This is a genomic window from Chelativorans sp., from assembly GCF_031180965.1.
Lineage (GTDB): Bacteria > Pseudomonadota > Alphaproteobacteria > Rhizobiales > Rhizobiaceae > Chelativorans.
In genome coordinates, this window is sequence record NZ_JAPSLH010000038.1 from 14,955 (window position 1) to 34,466 (window position 19,512).

The window sequence follows — 19,512 nt, forward strand, 5'->3', positions numbered from 1 at the left end:
GGGCACCGATCCCCGGAACTATTCGACATAAGGCGCCGCATCGTCCAGACCTTTCGCAGAACGGGATCGTCGATAATATCCTATGTCGAGAGCGAGGCCACGGCTACCCTTGGTAGCCATGGCCTCGTGTCGCCTTCGGGCATCGATCCTCTGGGGCAAGAGAACGCTATTTCGGCGATACCCTCGAACACGGGCGCTGGGGGGAGGAGTGCCAGCGTGGTCGTGCGTCCCGAACTCTGCGTGGCCGGCGATGTTCCCGATCTATGCGAGAATGTCCGCCTCCTCGGCGGCGGCAATGAACGCCGCGCGCGCCGCCTCAATGTCCGGGTTTCCGTCCACCACGTCAAAGCATATGGCGAGGGCCTCCGCATGGAGGGCGCCGCCATGTACAGGCCATTGATGCACAAGCACCTGAATGGCTTCAAGCGCGCTGTCGACGTTGTCTGTCGCGCCGCCCGGTCCACCAATCCGAATGAGGACGGGCTCGCTCCAAGCACCGATTTGCATGCCAGTGAACACCGAATGCAGCACTGTTTTCGCGCTTGGGTTGTACACTATTTTGAGCCCACGCGGCTACGGCGCGAGGATGTCTGCTTCTTCGGCCGCCCTGACGAACGCCTCACGCGCCGCGTCCGCGTCGCCCCTGCCCATGACAGCGTCGAGGCAGGCATTGCAGGCGGCGCGGTGTGCCGGCCCTGGCACGGCGTGCTTCGGCCAGTGGCGCGTCAGCACCTCCAGCGCCTTGGCCGGATCTCCGACGAGCCATCGCGTCGCGCCGTGACGGCCGGCGAAGACGGTGACGGGCTCTTTCCATGCTGGAATCGCCATGCGCCTCAACGCGGGCCGGCAGGGGAGGTTGCAGGGCCATGAGCGCGCGCCTCCTCGGCCTGGGTTTCGGCTGCGACATGGGAACGCCGCACCGCAAGCTCGTGCTTCTGAAATTGATCGACGCCTGCGAGGACGACGGGAGCCGCATCTTCCCGGCCGTGGCGACGATCGCGCGCGCGGCGCAATGTTCCGAACGGCAGGTGCAGCGAGAGCTCGCCACGTTCGTTTCCGTCGGGCTGCTGGCGGTGGTGCGCGAGGGCGGCAAGGGGCGCGGCTCGACCCGCGAATACCGCCTGAACGTGACGATGCTGCGCGAGATCGAAGATGCCGGCTGGAGCGCGGTGACGGCCGGCGCGGGACCGGAGCCCGACGAGGCTAAGGGTGACACCCAGTCACCCTTAGAGGGCGCGGCTAAGGGTGACAGCGGCGACACGCTTAGGGTGACAGCGGCGACGGTTAAGGGTGACAAGCTGAGTCACCCAACCCCTCCATACCCCTCCATAGACCCCTCCGAAGAGAGAGAGGCGCGCGCGAGCGAGCAGGAAGAACCCGAAAACCTGGACGGGGAGGAGCAGGGCGCTTCTGCCGACGACCCGGCGAAGTTCGAGAAACGGGTGAAGAAGATCGCCGCCGATAACGACTGGCCGGGCTGGGCGAACTCCTCCACGAGCTGGACCGTGGCGCAGTTCGCCAGGCTGACCGACGCCGAGCGGGCCGAGGCGGAGCGGCGGGCGCCGCACTACATCGCCCTGACCGGCAGAAAGGCGCTCTCGCTCGGGACCTATTTCGCCGACCGCAAATGGCGGGACTTGCCGGAGACGGAGAAGGCAGCGCCCGCGGCGGTGGAGGCGGCGCCCTTCGGCAAGCTGTGGCAGGCGGCGCGCACGAAACACCTTCTGCTCGGGCCGACGCTGCGGGCGGACCTGACGGCCTTCCAGCGCAGGCTCATTCAGGAGAGACACGCCGACGAGGCGGAGCTGCGCCGGCAGCACCAGGCGAAGACCGGATGGCCGGGCATCAACCGCCTGCACGAGCTCGCCTCCTACGGGAAGGGCGTGGTGGTGGCGCCGGAGCTGGAGCGGCTTGCGGAGCTGATGGAGCCGGTGCGCGTCAACTCCGAGCGGTGGGAAGAATGGCGGCTGGAGCACGAGCTGCGCGGCTGGCCCTGGCTGCCCGACCCCGGAAAGCACGAATGGGTCTACTTCCCGCGCGGCGGACCGGCGGGGCTGACGGAATTCGAGGCGGCGGTGAAGGGCGAGGAAAAGGCGGATGATGGCGGTGGACGCAAAGCAGCTGAATGAAGCGAAGGCGATCAACCTCGACCGTGCGATCGAGGCCGGGCGCAAGGCGCAGGAGCAGGCGCGTCTTCAGGCAAGACGGCTCTCGGCGGCTGCAGGCAGCGAGAAGGGCGAGAAGCGCTGGTATGTGCTGCGCATCGCGCACCGCTCGGAAAGGGCTGTTGCGGCGGATCTCGACGCCGCCGGGCTCGAGGCGTGGGCACCGACGAAAACCATCTGGCGTGCTGTTTTCCACAGCAAAAAGCGCCGTCGGGCGGAGAATCCGATCTTCCGCGGATATGTCTTCGTCCGGTCCGTACCCTGTGATGAGGCATGGGTGGGGCTGCTGCGCGTGAAGGGTGTGGCGGCGATCCTCGGCAACGGCACGCGGCCGGTTCACGTGCCGGACGAAAAGATGAGCGCCCTCATGGGCTTGGTGGTCTCGGGAGCGTTCGACGAGAAGAAGAACGGCCGCCCTTACAAGATCGGCGAGAAGGTGTGGATCAAGGATGGTCCGTTTGCGAGCTTTCCCTGCGTCATCGAGGGTTACGTGAAATCGCGCGGGGTGAGGGTGCTCGCATCGCTGTTCGGGCGCCGCGTTCCGCTGGAGGTGACTCTTGCGCAGGTCGAGGGAGCATAGTAGCAGTTTCGACTCAGGACGATCTGGTGATCCTTTTCGCACCGTTTGAGGCCGCATCACAGGATGATGCACGAGAGGGCGGAAGCCCCACGGCGAGCGAGGCCAGACCCAGGCGAAGCAGACAGCTTCGCCGCGCTGGGGTCCTATTGCCGAAAGTCATTCACTAGCGCTTAACTGAAAAGCCAGCTGCTACCCAGGCCACTGCTATTCCGACTGCTAGGAGAGCGAGAGGCGGCAAGATCACGAATAGCGCGGTGCCCCGGATAAAGTCGGTCCGATACTGGCTCAATCGCCGATCACGCAGTGTTTGCTCAATCCCAACGATCCGGAACATTCGGTCAGCAACGGAGTCCCGGTCCAGTTCGGGATCGAGAAAAGCACTCACTCCGTCGAATCCGTCAACCTCATACTCAGTCAGGCGCCCGCGCCCTTTTAATTCTACCAATGCGGCATGCACATCGGAAAACATGCTTACGGACGATGGTTGATCAGCCCCCTTCATGTAGAAGTAGGCGACTGCCGGGTTATATGGGCCGCTATAGATGTTGTGGGCGACCAGCAGGCAACCAATCGCGTAGATCATCGAGACCACAACCCAGGCTCTGAAGAATCCCCTTCGCCAGCTGCGCATTCCAGCGCTCCTCCATGCTCAGAAGAGTAGCGCCTGCTGTGCTGGCATGACAAGAGCTTAGCCGGTGAGCGAAATATGGCCCGTTTGCGCACAGTAGGTTGTCGCATCGGGCTGCTGCCCTCAAGGCTAGGGCTTCCAGGCCGTGATGAGAAGGCTCGTACAAAGCACCGCGATTCCACGCAGCCGTGGCGCGGGTGGTATAAGACGGCGCGATGGCAGAAGCTGCGTTGGTCCGTCCTGGTGCGCGACTTGTTCACCTGCCAGCGTTGCGGGAAGATCGAGGTGAACACGTCTCGCCTCGTCGCAGATCACAAGGTTCCTCATCATGGTGATGAGCGCCTCTTCTGGGATGACCAGAACCTTCAGTGCTTGTGCAAGCTCTGCCACGACAGCGTGAAGCAGAGCGAAGAACGCGGCGCGGCTGTTCGATAGCAGGGGGGCGGGTCGAAAGTCTCCAACTTCCCGCCCTCTAGACCCGCGCCCCCCTCACGCGGAGATTTTTTTCCGATGGACAAGATTTTCGACCTATTCGGCCATCCCGTTCGGGAGGGTTTTGGGACGAGGGGCCGCCCTCCCTACGAGCCGACCGAAAAAGACCGCAATAAAGTCAAGCTGTTGCTCGCCCTCGGCTGGACGATCGGCCGCATCGCCAACGCGCTCGACGTCTCTCCGGCCACGCTGAAGCGCTATTTTAGAGCCGAGCTCAAGCAGAGGGACGCGATGCGGGACAGGCTCGACGCGCGGCGTTTGGAGATCGCGATGGAGCAGGCGAACGCCGGCAACGTCGCGGCCCTCAAGGAGCTCGGCAAGATGATCGAGCGGTCGGATCTCATGCTTGTCGATGCGAAGCTGCGCGAGGCTCAGGCGAACGGCGGTGCCGACGCCAAGCCGAAGCTCGGGAAGAAGGAATCAGCCCGGGAGGCGGCCAAGACTGCCGGGCAGGGCAGCGATTGGGGCAACGATATCCTGCCCGGCATTCAAGGCGTGCACTGACGATGGACACAGCCTGGGTTCCCGCCTCGGCTTGGTCGACGGCGGTGCCGGACTGGAAGGAGCGGATCCGGGAGAAGCGTTCGCTCATCCCGGATCTGCCTCTCTTCGACCCGGTCGCCGAAAAGGCCCTGCGCATCTTCAAGCGCCTCCGCGTGCCGGACATCATCGGCAACCCCACCTATGGCGAGGTGTGCGGCGAGTGGGTGTTCGACCTCGTCCGCGTCATCTTCGGCAGCTACGACCCGGAGACGAAGCGCCGCGCGCTGCGCGAGTTCTTCCTCCTGGTTCCGAAGAAAAACGGCAAGTCCTCGATCGCCGCGGCCATCATCGTAACGGCCGCGCTGTTGAATGAGAGGCCCGAAGCAGAGCTGCTGTTGATCGCGCCGACGAAGCAGATCGCGGACATCGCCTTCAAGCAGGCCGCGGGCATCATCCGCCTGGACGAGGCGCTTTCGGCGCTGTTCCAGGTCCAGGATCACCTGAAGAAGATCACGCATCTCAATACGCTCGCGGCAATCCTGGTCAAGGCGGCCGCCGCGGATGTGATCACGGGATCGAAGGCGACATACATCCTGATCGACGAGACGCATGTGTTTGCGTCCATGGCGAAGGCCGCGGACATCTTCGTGGAGATCCGAGGTTCACTTGCGGCGCGTCCGGACGGCTTCCTTCTGCAGATCACGACACAATCGAAAACGCCGCCGGCCGGCGTATTCAAGGCGGAGCTGCAGAAGGCGAGGGACGTGCGGGATGGCAAGTTCGAGTTCCCGATGCTTGCGGTCCTCTACGAACTGCCTCCGGAAGATGCCGTCGACGGCGGATGGATGCGGCAGGAAACCTGGGGCCTGGTCAATCCGAACCTCAATCGATCCGTCGACGAGAGCTACCTTGCCGGCGAGATCGCGACCGCGGAGAGGGAGGGGCCTGAGAAACTGGCACTGATCGCATCCCAGCACTTCAACGTGGAAATCGGCCTCGGCCTTCACGCGGACCGCTGGGCGGGCGCGCTGTATTGGGAAGGGGCGAAGCTGGACGGTATCACGCTCGACCGGCTCATCGGCGAGTGTGACGTAGCGGTCGTGGGGATAGACGGCGGCGGCCTTGACGATCTGATGGCTGTAGCAGTCATAGGCCGGCACAGGCAGACCCGGCATTGGTGGCATTGGGCGCGCGCCTGGGCGCACCAGGACGTGTTCGACCGCAGGAAGGAAATCGCTCCGCGGCTGCGCGACTTCCAGCGCGATGGCGACCTCGTGGTGTGCGAGGAAACCGACCAGGATGTGATCGAGATCGCCGACATATGCGAACGGCTCTTCCTGGCCGGGCTGCTTCCGGAGAAGGCCGGAATCGGACTTGATGCATATGGAGTCGCCACACTCCTCGACGCGCTCGCGGAACGCGAGATGGCCGGCGATCTCACGATGGCCGTGGGCCAGGGCTGGAAACTGCAGTCGGCGGTGACGACCCTCCCGCGCAAGCTGAAGGACCGGACCCTGAGGCACGGGGGCCAACGCCTCATGGCCTGGGCCGCCGGCAATGCCAAGACGGAGCTCAGAGGCAGCAACTACATCGTGACGAAGCAGGCTGCCGGCGCGTCCAAAATCGACCCGCTCATGGCGACCTTCAACGCGGCAATTCTGATGTTCCTCAATCCGGAGCCTTCGTCGGCCGGAAATATGGACGGCTTCTTCAAAACCTTGGCAGGTGCGGCGTGAACCTATTGCGGAAGATGGCCGATACGGTCGCGCGCTATCTCACGCCGCGCGATCCGAAGGGATGGTACCCTGAGGGGCAAATCGGGGATGCCGGAGAGACGGTAAGTGCAGAGACGGTCCTGGGGCTGTCTGCCGTGTGGGCATGCGTCAACCTGCTTGCTGGCACGATCGCCAGCCTGCCGCTGATGGTCTACCGCACTGGACCGGGCGGATCTCGGGATGTTGCGCCCGACCATCCGCTCTATCGCGTGCTGCACGACAGCCCGAACTTCGATCAGACGGCGGTCGATTTCTGGGAGTTTATGTGCGCCTCGGTCGAGCTTTGGGGCAACGCCTACGCATTGATCGAGCGTAGCGGCGGCAAGGTCGCGGCGCTGACGCCCATCCTGCCGGCGTGCATGTCAGTCACTCGCCTGCAGAACGGGACGATCCAGTACCGCTGGACGGACAACGGGAAGTCCTACACCGAGACGGAACATCGGGTGCTGCACATCCGCGGCTTCGGCGGCAATCCGCTCGGAGGCATGTCCACGCTGCATTTTGGCAGGCACGCCTTCAGCCTGGCGAGGGCAATCGATCGCTCGGCCGGCGGAATGTTCAAGAACGGCTTGCGTCCTTCCGGCGTTCTCACCTTTGAGAAGTGGCTCTCGCCCGAGCAGCGTGAGCTTGCCGAGACCAAACTTACGGAGAAGTTCCTGGGTGCGGTGAACGCCGGCAAGCCCCTTGTGCTTGAGGGCGGCACGAAGTGGGAGCAGCTGACCATCGATCCGGAAGACGCGCAGATGCTGGAATCGCGCGGCTTTTCGGTCGAGGAAATCTGCCGGTTTTTCGGTGTGCCGCCGTTCATGGTTGGGCACACCGAGAAGTCGACGAGCTGGGGCACCGGCTTGGAGCAGCAGACGCTCGGCTTCCAAAAGTTCACCTTGCGCCGCCGGCTGAAGCGTATCGAGCAGGCCTGCGAAAAGCAGCTCCTCACGCCTGAGGACCGCGCCGGCGGCATCACGATCGAGTTCAACCTGGAAGGCTTGCTGCGCGCCGACAGCACGGGCAGGGCGAGGTTCTACCAGCAGATGACCGCCATCGGGGCCATGACCATCAATGAGGTCCGTGCGCTTGAAAATCTGCCGCCAGTCGAAGGCGGAGACGTGCCGCGCATGCAGATGCAGAACGTGCCGATTACCGCCGCCGACGAGGACAACGTCCGGCGCCTGATAGCCGAAGAGCGAGGCTGAATTCATGAAAACCAAAGACTTCGCCCTGCAGGTCAAGGACCTGTCGGAAGACGGAACCTTTGAGGGCTACGGCTCGATCTTCGGGAACGTGGACTCCTACGGCGAGAAGGTGATGCCCGGTGCGTTCGCCGAGAGCCTGACGCGCCACCAGCGCGAGGGGACCAACGTCCTCATGCTCTGGCAGCACAATCCCAATGAGCCGATTGGCGTCTGGGAGGACCTGGCCGAGGACGCGAAAGGGCTTTGGGGCAAGGGTAAGCTCATCCTCACGGTGCAGAGGGCTCGGGAGATTTATGAGCTGCTGAAGGCGAGGGCGATCCGCGGCCTCTCCATCGGCTACCGGGAAATTGAGACCGAGCCGGACGGGACTATCCGCCTGCTGAAGAAGCTCGACCTTTACGAGATCAGCCCCGTCTCCTTCCCGGCCAATCGTCGGGCGCGAGTCGATGCCGTGAAATCCGAACGCATGGAAGAATTCGCCCGCCGATTGCGCGACGGCGATCCCATGCCAATCAAAGAATTCGAGGACATCCTGCGTGAGGCAGGGGTTCCGAAAAGCATGGCCGTTGCGATCGCCTCGCACGGATATGCGAAAGCAGCTTTCCGGAGTGAGTCCGGGGGCAATCAGGCGAATGACGCCGTGGCGCTGCTGAACGCACTGCGCGGCTGATCCTCAACTCACTCCGAAAGGTAACCCCATGAAACTGGGCATTACGTCGATGCTGGCGGTGGCGATGATCGCTGCCTTCGGCGTCTTTGCGGCTGGCAGCGCATATGCGGCGGCCGGCATCGTCAACCCGGCCGACCTCGCCAGCCTCGCACCTGTGGCGGCAATCGGTGCAGGTGGCATCGCGCGCCTCGCGGCCTCGAGCATCGGCCCCCGCATCTTCTTCGCTCCGCCCGATGATGGTGGCAGCGGAGGCGGAAACAACAAATCGGTGGCGGAACTCGCCGCCGAGATCAAGGCTGAGCACCAGCGCGCTGTTGATGCGGTGAAGACCATCGCGGAAGAGGCGCTCGGTAAGGCGAAGGCCGGCGAAACGCTCGCCAGCTCTGTCAAGGAGCAGGCGGATGAAGCGCTGATCAAGATGAACACGCTTGGCGAGCAGCTGGCTCAGATCGAGCAGAAGCTCGCTCGAGGTGGCGGAGATGGCGACGAACGGCAGAAGACGGTCGGCCAGCAGTTTGTGGAGAACCAGGCCGTGAAGGCCTGGGCCGAGGGACGCCCCACCCAAGGCAAGGCCGACGTGCGCTTCAAGGCCACGATCACGTCGGCGACGACGAATGCGGCCGGTTCCGCTGGTGCCGGCGTGGCTCCGACGCGGCTTCCGGGCGTACTGATGCTTCCGGACCGCCGACTGACCGTGCGAGACCTGATCTCTCCGGGGGAGATGGACGGCAATACGCTGGAGTACGTCCGCGAGACCGGCTTCACCAACAATGCCGGGCCGGTGGCGGAAACCGCAACCAAGCCGGAGTCGGACCTGAAATTCGACCTGGTCACGACATCCGCCAAGGTTATCGCGCACTGGATGAAGGCATCGAAGCAGATCCTCGACGACTTTGCCCAGCTCCGTTCGATCATCGACAACCGGCTGCTATACGGCCTTGCCTACAAGGAAGAGCTCCAGCTGTTGAACGGCGACGGCACGGGGCAGAATCTTCACGGTATTATCCCGCAGGCTTCCGCCTACGCCTTGCCGGCTGGTGCCACCGCTCCGGTGCCGTTCACGGCCATCGACACGCTCCGCATTGCCATGCTGCAGGCGGCGCTCGCCGAGTATCCGGCCACAGGGCATGTGCTGCATCCGACGGACTGGGCGTCGATCGAGACCCTGAAGGATTCGACCGGTCGCTACATCATCGGCAACCCGCAGGGGACGATTGCTCCCACCATGTGGCGCCTTCCGGTCGTGGAGACCCAGGCGATTGCGGTTGGCACCTTCCTTACGGGAGCGTTCCGTCTCGGCGCCCAGCTCTTCGATCGCTGGGACGCGCGGGTCGAAGTTGGTTTCGTCAACGACGATTTCATCAAGAACCTGCTCACGATCCTCGCGGAAGAGCGCCTCGCGCTGGCGGTGTACCGCCCCGAGTCCTTCGTGACCGGTCCTCTTGCACCGGCCGCGCCGTAAGCTCCGGCTCATCACGGGGAGCGGCTTCCGAGCCGCTCTCTCCATGAACCGAAGGAGACCCTGCCATGAAATTCCATGTTCTCCGCCAGCACTATGGCGACAAGCAGTACTTGCCCGGCGACACGCGCGAGGCGAGCGAGGGCGATGTGAAGCACCTCGTCGACAATGGGGTGCTCTCCAAAGAGGCACCCAAGGCAAAGGCCGAAGCGAAGCCCGCGAACAAGGCGGAAAGCGGCGCTCCGAGGAACAAGAGCGAGTAAGGCTGAATGCACCGTCCTGTCCTCGTCACGCCTCCTGCTATCCTGCCGATCTCGGTCGCAGAGGTGAAGCAGGCGTTGCACATTGATGCCGCCGATGATGACGTCGTCATCGAGCGAGAGATCCGTGCGGCAGTGGCGCATTACGAGGGCTGGACGGGCATCCTCGGCATTTGCCTGGTCGAGCAGACGTGGCGGCAGGACTTCGATAATTTCGATTGCCTGCGACTGCCGCTTGGCCCGGTGATCCCCCCGGTCGTGGCGGTGCGGTGGCGGAACACCGCCGGCCAGATCGCGACCATCAACGCGAGCGAATATTCGCTCCAGACTGACGGTGCCGGCCGCTCATTCCTTCGCTTCCGCAACGGCTACACGCGGCCGTCCGACCTTTACGAAACCGGTGCCGTCCAGGTCGAATACAAGGCCGGCTGGCCGGTCGTGGAGGGCGCCAGCACCGTGCCCGACGATATCCGCACCGCGATCATCTTCCGCGTGCAGCTCGCTTATGACGAGGCGGCGAAGACTGGTGGCGAGCACCTAGCGCGTGCCGAGAACGCACTGATCTCGAAATACCGCCGCTTCAGCATATGACCACGATCAAGCTCGGCGCGCGGTCGCGGTGAACGGTGCGGATCTGGTGAATTGGCGGAAAGGATAGAGCTGATGGCCCGCGTCAGGTTCAAGGAAGATTTTGACTACAGGCCGAACAGGCTGACGACCGTCGCGTACAAGGCCGGTATGGAGCTAACCGTGCGGCGGGAGTGCGCCGACGCGGCGGTTGCTGCCGGTAAGGCCATCGAGCTGCCCCCGCAACGCAAAGGCGAAAAGGAAGACGCCGATGCCGATAAATAGGATCGGCGCCGGCGACCTCTACTACCGGGTCGGCTTCCTCAAGAAGGTGAAGATCTCGGATGGGCTCGGCAACACCAGGGTTGAGCGGCTCGAGGAGCAGTTTCAATGCCGGGCGGCCTATCGCCACCTGCGCGGGAATGAGAGCGTCATGGGCGAGCGGCTCCAGGGACGGCACGTGCAGCTCATCATCGTGCGGGCTTCGTCGGCCACGCGGCAAGTCACCACCGACTGGGTCGTGCGGGATGTGAGGAGCTCGACCGAGATCGCGCCCGGCAGATATTCCGGCGATATCTTCAACATCCGCGACGTAACGCACGAGACCGATCGGCAGTGGATTTCGCTGCTTGTGGAGAAGGGCGTGGCTTACTGATGAAAATCCAGGGCAAGGACAAGTTCCTGATGCAACTCGCATCGCTGCCGCGAATGATGCGCGAGGAAGCCCGGCGGAGCCTCGAGGTGTCGGCCGAGGAGACGACCGATCTCATGAAGCGGTTCGCGCCCAAGGACGAGCACAAGCTGGTCGTCAGCATTGGCTACACGTTCGACTTCGCGCCAGGCGGCGGCAACGAAGCCGTCGCCCAGGCACGGGCAGCGAAGGTGGAAACGGGGCTCGCGGTGACAATGTATGCCGGCGACGAGACCACCATGGTTACCAACAAGCGGGGCCAACGCTTCCAGAATGCGCGCATTCAGGAGCACGGCCGGCGGACGAAAAGCGGCAAGATCATCAAGCATCCGTTCTTCTTCCCGGCCTATCGCCTGATGCACAAGCGAGCGCTCTCACGGCTGCGGCGCGCCTTGCGAACCGGTGCCAGGAAAGCATTCGGCAGATGATCATCGGCACCCAGCTGCAGGCAGCAATTTTCGAGGCGCTCACGGCGTTTCCCGCGATCGCAGGCGGCCGGGTCTATGACGATGTGCCACCGGAGGATGACCGGGTTGCAGAGACCGGCGCGGCTGATCCGTACGTGACGATCGGTGACGACCAGGTGCTCGACGATGGGAACAGCTGCGACGACGGATGGGAAATCTTTGCCGATGTCGACATCTGGTCGCGCGCGGTCGGCTATGACGAGGTGAAGTCGATCGGCGTGGAGGTTGTCGAGCGCGTTCGGTCCATCACCTCCATCGCGGGATTTCAGGTCATCGCGGCCTCGCTAAGCAGGTATCAGCCGATGCGCGACCCTGACGGGATCACCCGGCGCCTCGCCATCACGTTCCGCTTCCTTCTCAACCCGGCCTGATCAGCCGTCTTCACAGGAGAAAACCCATGCCGCTGAAGCCCATGAACGGGACGAGCTTGCTCATCCAGATTTCGGACGGAGGGTCGCCCGAAACCTTTGCCCATGACTGCCTGATCAACACCGAACGGGGAATTCAGTTCGCCTCGGAGACGAACCGTCAGGTCATTCCGGAGTGCGAGGGAGATCCCGATCAACCCGCATGGTCAGTTGTCAGCGTCGACGGCCTGTCCGCCACTATTCCCGGATCGGGAATGCTCAACACCTCGTCGGTGCCCGAGTGGTTCGCCTGGTTCAGGTCCGGCGCGAGCAAAAACGTGCGCGTTCTTCTCAATGGCGTGCCGGCGGCAGATGGCGGCGGCCATTGGGCCGGTGCCTTCAAACTGACCGGCTGGGAGGTGACCGGTACGCGCAACGAAAAGGCGACGTCTTCCGTCACGCTGGAATCGGATGGCCCGGTGGCGTGGGTTGACGCCGTATGAGGCAGCACGGAGCCATAGAACTCGCGTGGAACGGCGGCGAGCATACGTTCCGCCTCGGCCTCGCGGAGATCGAGGAGCTGGAGCGGGAATGCGAAATGTCCGTGTTCCTTCTCTACTCCGCCGTGTCGGACAAGGTTCCCTTCGCCCATCTGAAGCATTATTCGGCGGTGATCAGGCTGGGGTTGGTCGGCGGCGGCATGGCGCCCGTTGAAGCCAGGGCGGAAGTCAGGCGGAATGTGGATGAGCGCCCGCTGGTGGAAAGCGTTGTACTGGCGCAGGTCATCCTCCGCGCCGCCCTCGAGCGGGTCCATTCGAAGGAAATGGAGACCGCACCGGGGGAAGCGGAAGCGCCGAAGTCGGAGGATCCGAGCGGATCGACTTCGGCGCCCTCAGAGCAAACGCCGCTATCATCGGCATCCAGAACGTGATGCGCCTTTCTCTGGGCGAATGGGCGGCGATCTACACGGTTTGGCAACGCCGGCACGACAAAAAGCCGAATGTTTCGCCGCCAAGCGAGGAGGAGTTCGATCTCGCCATCATGCGGGCCAGGGGCGTTGCTTAGCCTACTGTAACCTCACTGCCCATTCTCCACCCCGGTCCTCAAAGACATATGTGTAACGGTGGTGGTTGCATGTGACAGTGAACCGCCCCCTGTCTGCGGGGTCGGTCATCGAGGAAAAGCTGTCGCAGCGCCAGCCTCTCTCGCGGATGATCGCAACGGCTTGGTTCAGAAGGTCCTCGAATACTGGCGTTTTGATCAAGTTAGGCGCGTCTGGTTCAACGGGAACAACCGGATCCGCGGATACCCCGAGCGGCGCCAGCGCGCCGAGACAAACTAGCAATCCTGCAACTCTGTTCATCTGAGCATTTCTCATGGCCGTTGAAGCGGAACGACTTCTCGCGATCTTTGAAGCACGCTTTGCCAGCCTTGAGAAGGCTTTCGCGAAGGCGAGGACCGACGCCAGCAAGACGTTTACCGCGATAGAAGCGGGCGGCACCAAGGCCGAGAAGGCGCTTCAGGCGGTGGGGAGCAAAGGGATTCCCGGGGTGGACCGCATGAACGCGTCGCTGCGTACGACGCGCTTCGAAACCAGCAATGTTGCGGCGCAGCTGCAGGACATAAGCGTGCAGCTTGCTGCGGGCCAATCTCCCTTCCTGATAGCGATCCAGCAGGGAAGCCAGCTCAACCAAGTCCTCGGACAGGCGGGGATGCGCGGAGCCCTCTCGACACTTGGCGGAGCGTTCACTTCCCTATTGAGCCCTGTTTCGTTGTTGACGGTGGGTATCATCGGATTGGGCGGCTACGCAGTCCAGTATTTTGCGTCTTTGCTCACGAATAGCAGCCGGTCCGAGGAGGCGATCCAAAAGCAAGTAGACTTGATCCGTCAGGTCGCGGAACGTTGGGGCGCCGCTGTTCCCGCTTTGCAGGAATACGTCGATAAACTCGACGAGGCGAAGCAACGGGCCGATGCAGCGGCGGCCGGAGAGAACCTGCGAGCACGGCTTTACGAGCCGCTTTTGCGCCAGGCGGATGACCTTGTTGTTGCCGCGTCCGACTTCGCGTCGATCCTGCAAGATTATGGAGCCGAATCCACTCTCATCGATGAGCTGATGAATGCATTCCACAATCTGCGCAGTGCAATCCAGAACAACACCGCCACCACTAGTGACACGGACCGGGCGCAGGCTGCATTGAACGGCACCATGGCGCTTGGCGTGGGAGACGCTGCCAGTCTTGCCGACGGGCTCCAAGTGCTGGCTGGTCAATTGGCGGCAGTCGCAGAAGATGCGGCCGAGGCCGATAGACAGATCGCCAAGGTAACCAGGCGCTCCTCTACGGGAGGAAGAGTCCGATATAACCCGAATGCCGTGCAGCTTCCCGCGATCGGACCGATCCCGGACCGTCGGCCGAATGACATCGAGCGGCTAGATGCAGAAGCTGATCTGCGTGACCGGCAGGCGCGATCTCGTACGTCCTCTGTTTCCGACATTGAACGCGAGCGCAAGGCGGTTGCTGATCTAATCTCCCAGCTCGAATTCGAGCGCAGCCTGATTGGGATGACCAATGTCGAGCGCGAGCAGGCCAACGCGCTTCGCCGGGCCGGCGCTGCCGCCACGCCGGAACAGCGGGCGCGCATCGAGGAGCTGACCGCCACCATCTACAACGAGACGGCGGCCCTCCAGCAGCAACAGCAAGCTTATGATCAGCTGCGCCAGATCGGCACGGACGCAATCAATGGCATCGCGACAGCATTCGCGGACGGAAAGATCGAAGCGCAGGAGATGATCCAGATCGTGCTCCGGCTGATCCAGCAGCTCATCACCATGAAGAGCATCGGCGGACTCTCGGCCGGGATCGGCGGCGGCTTTGGCAACTTCCTCGCGGACCTTGTTGGTATTCCGAGCTACGCGAGGGGCACCAACAATCACCCGGGCGGGCTTGCGTGGGTGGGTGAAAAGGGCCGCGAACTGGTCAACCTGCCGCGCGGTTCACAAGTGATCCCGAACCATGAGCTGGGGGGCGGCATGGTGTACTCGCCCAGCATTGTCATCGACGCGCGCGGCGCGGAGGCCGGCGTGGAGGCGAAGATTCGGCTGGCTCTGAAGGAGTACAGCCGACATGAGTTTCAGCGCTTCGCGAGCAATTATCAGGAAGGCCTGAAGCGGGGCGTGGTCAGGTAATGGCGTTTCCCTTCTCGCATCCGCACTTGCGCTTCAGGCATGCCCGCTTCGAGCTTTTGCGGCCGATCTCATCCGCTCCCTCCGGCGCCGGCCGCATGAACTACAGCGAGATCGACGATCCCACTTGGACGATCACCTTCCGCTCGGTTGGGCTGCTGGAGAGCGAGCTTGCCGAGCTAAAGGCGTGGTGGTCTTCGCTTCGTGGTGGCCTCAGATCGGCGCTGGTCACCCAGAACGTGACCTGCCGCCCCTTTGCGCATTCCAATCCGGCGAATGCAGCGCCCGCGCAGGATACCGGAACGCTCGGCGGCATCGCGAACGGCAATGTGCTGACCATCAACGGCGTCAGCGCGGGACTGATCTTGCGAGCCGGTGACCTCCTCGGCCTGGAGCAAGGGGCGTTTCGCGGGCTGCACCGCGTCGAAACCGTCGCCGGTGCCGGCACCACGCGCACGGTCACGGTGGAGCCGATTCCCCGCTCCTATGTCGGCGTGGCGGGCGCGCTCGTGCGCTTCGAGATGCCGGAGCTGGTGATGCGGCCGGTCCCCGGCAGCTGGTCGGAAACGGAAGGACCGCGGGCCGAGGCTACCTTTTCATTCGTGGAGAGCTGGAAATGAGCCTCCCTCCTGGCGTTCTCGACCTTCTCGACCAAGGGAGGATCAGAATCCGAGGCCTGATGAAATTCGCCTTTGGCACCGGCACCTACGGCTTCGTCAAAGGCCAGCAGCCGTTCGCGTGGAATGGCCTGACCTATCAGCCTGGCGGCGTGATCGAGGTTTCCGACTTCACGGCGGGCACCGGCACGGAGGCTCGCCAGTTTACAATCACGCTTGCCGCGTCGCCGGATGACGGTCTCACGCCGGCCGTCCTGCGCACCATCGAGCAGGAGGATTACCGGGACAGGCCGGTTACCATCTACGACGCGTATCAGCATCCAGAAACCGGGGCTCTGCTTCACGTCGAAGCGATCGAGCGCGGCTATATCGACACGCTGCGGCACGAGGAGACGGAAGACGGCTACGTGCTCGTCGCCGATTGCGAGAGCCGCGCGCTCGATTATTCCCGCACCAATGGCCGCAAGCGGAACGACGCCGACCAGAAGCGGCGCGCGCCGAACGATGACTTCTACAGCAACGCGGCCATGCGGGGCCGCGAGGAGGTCTGGTGGGGCAGGGCCAAATCAGGCGGCGAGGCCAAGAAGATCTTCGGCTCCATACCGACGTGGCGATAGGCAGCGAAATGCGCGTTGACGGCTGGGAACAGCGCCTCGACGAGGTTGTCGGGCGCCATATGGCATTGCCCTCGCAGTTCGGCGTCTCGGACTGCTGGATGCTGCCGGCCGATGCGTTCAAGGCGATCACGGGCGAGGAGCTTTACGCTGGCGTGCGCTACCGCACCGAGGCCGGCGCGGCAAAGCAGCTCCGCAAGCGTGGCTTCAACACTGTTGAGGACGCCCTGCGCGCCCGCCTTCCGGAAACCGGCCGCCTGCTGGCGCAGCGCGGCGACCTCGGGGTGGTGGAGATCAATGGCGTGATCTCTGGCGGGTTCTTCACATCGATTGGCTTCATGACGCGGGGGCTGCGTCTGCCGGAGTTCCTGCCCGTGACCATCGTCAAGACCGCCTTCAGGGTCGAATAGATGCCTTTCATCGCCCCGATCGTCGGCGCCATAGCGGGGGCTATCGGCGCGGTCGGCTCATTCATCTCCGGCCTTGGGATCATCGGCAAGGTCGCGCTCGGCATTGGGCTTAACCTCGCCGCCAACGCCCTCATGCGGGGCAAGCAGCCGAAGCCGGAACCGGCCGGCGTCCAGTTCAACACGCAGTATGGCACGGACACGCCGCGTCAGGTTGCCTGCGGACTGGTGGGGATCGCCGGCCACGACTGCCATGTGAATACCTATGGCGGCGACAACAAGTACCTGCAGTGGGTCTTCCAGCTCTCCGACTTTCCCAGCGACGGCCTCTCGCGCGTCGCGGTCAATGGCGAGTGGGTCGCGCTCGACCCCGCCGATCCCGATCCGGAAAAGGGCTGGAAGGTTACTTCGGGAGAATATTCGGGCAAGCTCTGGATCAAGTTCTATGACGGCACCCAAACGGCGGCCGATCCGAACCTGGTCGAGGAAGCGAACCCGCCCGATCGCTGGACCGCAAATCATATCGGCGTCGGCATCACCTATGTCGTCGTTTCCGGCACCTATGACGCGGAAAAGTCGCTCGGCATGCCCGAGATGTTCTTCGAATTCCGCGGCGCCCGCCTTTATGACTGGCGCAAGGATTCAACGGTGGGCGGATCGGGTCCGCATCGCTGGGGGCAGTACAGCACCTACGAGTTCACCGAGAACCCCGCCGTCATGGACTACAACTACCGGCGCGGCTTCTCGTGGAACGGCGATATGTTCTGCGGCATGCAGATGGACCCCGCTGACCTGCCGCTCGACAAATACACCTTGGCAGCGAACATCTGCAGTGAGAGCGTGAATGGCGAGCCCCGCTACCGCTGCTCGATCATGCTCGACTGCATGGCGACCCACCGCGACAACATCGAGGCCCTGATGAAGTCGTGCGGCGGCACGGTGGTCAACGCCGTGGACGGCGCGTGGCCGATCGTGGGCGCGGCCCAGCCGGTCTTGGCGACCATCACCGATGACGATCTGGTGGTGGGCGAGCCGGTCGTATTCCAGAAATTTCGTTCCATGGGCGAGCTCGCCAACTCGATCGCCGGCACGCATCCGGATCCGGAGCGCCTGTGGTCAATGGTCGGCTATGACACGGCGATCTCGCCTGCCGCCATCGTGGTCGACCGGCGCACTCGCGACGTGCCTATGGATTTTCCGACCGTGCGCTCCGCGCGCCAGGCGAAATACCTCGCCAGTATCTACCTGAAGGAAAACCGGCTGGAGGCGACGGGCGAGATCACGCTGCGGCCGCGCTGGCAGACGCTGAAGGCTGGCGACTGGATCAGATGGAACAGCGCCCGCTACGGCGACCGGACCTTCATCGCGGTCGAAACCACGCTCTATTCGCTCGACAGCAGAGGCCCGCGCAACAAGCGCCTGGTGCTGCAGGAGCGGAGCGCTTCGATTTATGACGGCGTCACGCCGCCCGCAATCGTCGTTCCATATCCGCCTGGCAAGCCGGTCTATCTGCACGAGGTGGAGAACTTCCAGCTCGCGCCGGTTACGGCGGGCAGCGGCGACAAGCTCATGCCAGCGATCCTCGCCACATGGAACACGATCACCGACGTGACCGTGATCGGGGTGGATATCCGCTATTGGCCTACGAACGACCCCGCGAATATCATCCTGCATCCGACCACTCCCGCGGACGAGGAGAATGCGCTCCTGACTGCCGGTGTCGTGTCGAGCACCGAGTTTGCGGTCCAGACGCGGCTTGTGACCAGCCCGGAGCGCCCCGTTTCGTGGTCCGCTCCCGAGACGATCACGACGCTGGACCAGCGGTACACGGACATCTACCCGATCGACATCGGTCAGCTGCAGAACGACGTCAAAGACCTCCTTAACTGGCTTGGCGGCAACGACCGCACCATTTGGGACGAGATCGAGCGCCTCAATCAGCTCGTCTCCGATCAGAGCGCCCAGAATCTGGAGGACAAGCAGGACCTTCGCCTCGAGGCGGGAAATCTCTCCGCCAGCTTTACGGAGAAGATCACACTCACGGTCAGTGCTACTCAGGCCGTCGCCCAGCGCGTCGAAGTGCTGGAGGCGAAGGTCAACGACCCTGCCACGGGCCTTCAGGCGACGGCGACAGTTCTCAGTGCCGTCACGGCAAGGGTTAGCACGGCCGAAGGGAATATAGTCGCGAACACCGAGGCGATCACTCGCCTCTCGAGTCAGGTAGGTGACGTTTCGGCCGATGCGCTCTTCAGGGCGGAGACCTACACCGACTGGGCGGGGGGATGGTCAAGCATCGGTCTTCAAACTCGTGTCAGCACCTCCCTCAGCTTTGCGCAGGCAGCGGTCCTGCTGCAGTCAAAATCGGATGGCACGGCTCGCGTCGCGCTAATCGCGCCGCAGATCGTTCTCGCCAATGACGTCAATGGCAGCATCGCCTTCGCGCCCTTCGTGTTCCAAGGCAACACGGCCTACATGCAGAACATCAAGGTTCAATGGGCCGACATCGTCAACGCGAACATCACATGGGCGCAAATCCAGAACGCGGTGATCAACAATCTTCAAGTGACCAACGCGATGATCGCCAACCTTGCCGTGGACACGCTGAAGATCGCGGGCGACGCGATCCACGTCACGAACAATGCATACGCCGCCGAGACCGTCACTGTTCAGCAAACGGGATACTCTGACGTCATTTCCCTTTCCCTCACGGTGCCTGCAAGCTCATTGAACGTCCGCATAATATTCGCCTGCATTACCTCAAATGTGAATCTCGCGTTCCTTGTCGACGGCACGGAGATTACCAGGTTCAACGGGGTATCAGGGGGTGCGATAATCCCCGGAAACATCAGCAACGTCCAACTGGAATATGTTTGGCTTGCACCCACGGCGGGAGCCCACACCTTCACCATCAGGGC

The 19,512-nt window shown here is 63.3% G+C and carries 25 protein-coding genes; 22 read left to right on the top strand and 3 right to left on the bottom strand.

Annotation, left to right across the window (positions count from 1 at the left end; genetic code table 11):
* Positions 1–261: 261 nt before the first annotated feature.
* Together RIN79_RS19910 and RIN79_RS19915 are read right to left on the bottom strand one after the other, a co-directional pair.
* Entirely contained in the window at positions 262–555 is a 294-nt protein-coding gene (locus tag RIN79_RS19910) for a DUF982 domain-containing protein (protein WP_309086447.1), read from the bottom strand.
* An 18-nt stretch (positions 556–573) separates the two neighbouring features.
* On the bottom strand, positions 574–828 hold the full coding sequence (locus tag RIN79_RS19915) for a DUF982 domain-containing protein (RefSeq protein ID WP_309086448.1): 255 nt from the start codon (positions 826–828) through the stop codon (positions 574–576).
* 38 nt (positions 829–866) lie between these two features.
* On the opposite strand from RIN79_RS19915, the gene RIN79_RS19920 reads away from it, so the two are divergent.
* Both RIN79_RS19920 and RIN79_RS19925 read left to right on the top strand, forming a co-directional pair.
* Entirely contained in the window at positions 867–2,129 is a 1,263-nt protein-coding gene (locus RIN79_RS19920; protein ID WP_309086449.1) for a helix-turn-helix domain-containing protein, read from the top strand.
* A complete protein-coding gene (locus tag RIN79_RS19925; RefSeq protein WP_309086450.1) occupies positions 2,098–2,745 on the top strand; it encodes a transcription termination/antitermination NusG family protein in 648 nt (215 codons plus the stop codon). The genes RIN79_RS19920 and RIN79_RS19925 overlap by 32 nt, the downstream gene beginning before the upstream one ends.
* Positions 2,746–2,908: 163 nt before the next feature.
* Here the strand turns inward: RIN79_RS19925 and RIN79_RS19930 are convergent, their stop codons facing one another.
* Positions 2,909–3,376, bottom strand: a complete 468-nt coding sequence (locus RIN79_RS19930; protein ID WP_309086451.1) for a hypothetical protein — start codon at positions 3,374–3,376, stop codon at positions 2,909–2,911.
* 75 nt (positions 3,377–3,451) lie between these two features.
* On the opposite strand from RIN79_RS19930, the gene RIN79_RS19935 reads away from it, so the two are divergent.
* From RIN79_RS19935 to RIN79_RS20030, 20 genes are all read left to right on the top strand, one after another.
* Positions 3,452–3,808, top strand: a complete 357-nt coding sequence (locus RIN79_RS19935) for an HNH endonuclease signature motif containing protein (protein WP_309086452.1) — start codon at positions 3,452–3,454, stop codon at positions 3,806–3,808.
* A gap of 75 nt (positions 3,809–3,883) precedes the next feature.
* Positions 3,884–4,369 (top strand): helix-turn-helix domain-containing protein, encoded by a 486-nt coding sequence (locus RIN79_RS19940; RefSeq protein ID WP_309086453.1) that lies wholly within the window; start codon positions 3,884–3,886, stop codon positions 4,367–4,369.
* 2 nt (positions 4,370–4,371) lie between these two features.
* A complete protein-coding gene (locus RIN79_RS19945; RefSeq protein ID WP_309086455.1) occupies positions 4,372–6,084 on the top strand; it encodes a terminase large subunit domain-containing protein in 1,713 nt (570 codons plus the stop codon).
* Positions 6,081–7,316 (top strand): phage portal protein, encoded by a 1,236-nt coding sequence (locus RIN79_RS19950; RefSeq protein ID WP_309086456.1) that lies wholly within the window; start codon positions 6,081–6,083, stop codon positions 7,314–7,316. The genes RIN79_RS19945 and RIN79_RS19950 overlap by 4 nt, the downstream gene beginning before the upstream one ends.
* A 4-nt stretch (positions 7,317–7,320) precedes the next feature.
* A complete protein-coding gene (locus tag RIN79_RS19955) occupies positions 7,321–7,986 on the top strand; it encodes an HK97 family phage prohead protease (protein ID WP_309086457.1) in 666 nt (221 codons plus the stop codon).
* Positions 7,987–8,014: 28 nt separating this feature from the next.
* Positions 8,015–9,448, top strand: coding sequence for a phage major capsid protein (locus RIN79_RS19960; protein WP_309086458.1), 1,434 nt, complete (start codon positions 8,015–8,017; stop codon positions 9,446–9,448).
* Between the two features lie 65 nt (positions 9,449–9,513).
* Positions 9,514–9,708: a hypothetical protein gene (locus RIN79_RS19965; RefSeq protein ID WP_309086459.1), complete on the top strand. Its 195-nt coding sequence runs from the start codon at positions 9,514–9,516 to the stop codon at positions 9,706–9,708.
* Between the two features lie 6 nt (positions 9,709–9,714).
* Positions 9,715–10,296: a hypothetical protein gene (locus RIN79_RS19970; RefSeq protein ID WP_309086460.1), complete on the top strand. Its 582-nt coding sequence runs from the start codon at positions 9,715–9,717 to the stop codon at positions 10,294–10,296.
* Between the two features lie 72 nt (positions 10,297–10,368).
* Positions 10,369–10,557 (top strand): hypothetical protein, encoded by a 189-nt coding sequence (locus RIN79_RS19975; protein WP_309086461.1) that lies wholly within the window; start codon positions 10,369–10,371, stop codon positions 10,555–10,557.
* The gene (locus RIN79_RS19980) at positions 10,544–10,927 is read left to right on the top strand and encodes a head-tail adaptor protein (protein ID WP_309086462.1); all 384 of its coding nucleotides are present in this window, start codon (positions 10,544–10,546) and stop codon (positions 10,925–10,927) included. Before RIN79_RS19975 ends, RIN79_RS19980 begins: the two co-directional genes overlap by 14 nt.
* Positions 10,927–11,391 carry a hypothetical protein gene (locus RIN79_RS19985; protein ID WP_309086463.1) on the top strand — a complete coding sequence of 155 codons (465 nt, stop codon included), beginning with the start codon at positions 10,927–10,929 and terminating at the stop codon, positions 11,389–11,391. The genes RIN79_RS19980 and RIN79_RS19985 overlap by 1 nt, the downstream gene beginning before the upstream one ends.
* A complete protein-coding gene (locus tag RIN79_RS19990) occupies positions 11,388–11,801 on the top strand; it encodes a DUF3168 domain-containing protein (protein ID WP_309086464.1) in 414 nt (137 codons plus the stop codon). Before RIN79_RS19985 ends, RIN79_RS19990 begins: the two co-directional genes overlap by 4 nt.
* Positions 11,802–11,827: 26 nt before the next feature.
* Entirely contained in the window at positions 11,828–12,280 is a 453-nt protein-coding gene (locus RIN79_RS19995; RefSeq protein ID WP_309086465.1) for a phage tail tube protein, read from the top strand.
* Entirely contained in the window at positions 12,277–12,708 is a 432-nt protein-coding gene (locus RIN79_RS20000) for a gene transfer agent family protein (protein ID WP_309086466.1), read from the top strand. Before RIN79_RS19995 ends, RIN79_RS20000 begins: the two co-directional genes overlap by 4 nt.
* The gene (locus RIN79_RS20005) at positions 12,708–12,842 is read left to right on the top strand and encodes a hypothetical protein (protein WP_309086467.1); all 135 of its coding nucleotides are present in this window, start codon (positions 12,708–12,710) and stop codon (positions 12,840–12,842) included. The genes RIN79_RS20000 and RIN79_RS20005 overlap by 1 nt, the downstream gene beginning before the upstream one ends.
* Positions 12,843–13,153: 311 nt before the next feature.
* Positions 13,154–14,962 carry a phage tail length tape measure family protein gene (locus tag RIN79_RS20010; RefSeq protein ID WP_309086468.1) on the top strand — a complete coding sequence of 603 codons (1,809 nt, stop codon included), beginning with the start codon at positions 13,154–13,156 and terminating at the stop codon, positions 14,960–14,962.
* Between the two features lie 95 nt (positions 14,963–15,057).
* Positions 15,058–15,579, top strand: a complete 522-nt coding sequence (locus tag RIN79_RS20015; protein ID WP_309086469.1) for a hypothetical protein — start codon at positions 15,058–15,060, stop codon at positions 15,577–15,579.
* On the top strand, positions 15,576–16,193 hold the full coding sequence (locus RIN79_RS20020) for a DUF2163 domain-containing protein (RefSeq protein ID WP_309086470.1): 618 nt from the start codon (positions 15,576–15,578) through the stop codon (positions 16,191–16,193). The genes RIN79_RS20015 and RIN79_RS20020 overlap by 4 nt, the downstream gene beginning before the upstream one ends.
* Positions 16,194–16,201: 8 nt before the next feature.
* Positions 16,202–16,600 (top strand): DUF6950 family protein, encoded by a 399-nt coding sequence (locus RIN79_RS20025; RefSeq protein ID WP_309086471.1) that lies wholly within the window; start codon positions 16,202–16,204, stop codon positions 16,598–16,600.
* A partial coding sequence (locus tag RIN79_RS20030; RefSeq protein WP_309086472.1) for a phage tail protein occupies positions 16,601–19,512 on the top strand: 2,912 nt, incomplete at its 3' end.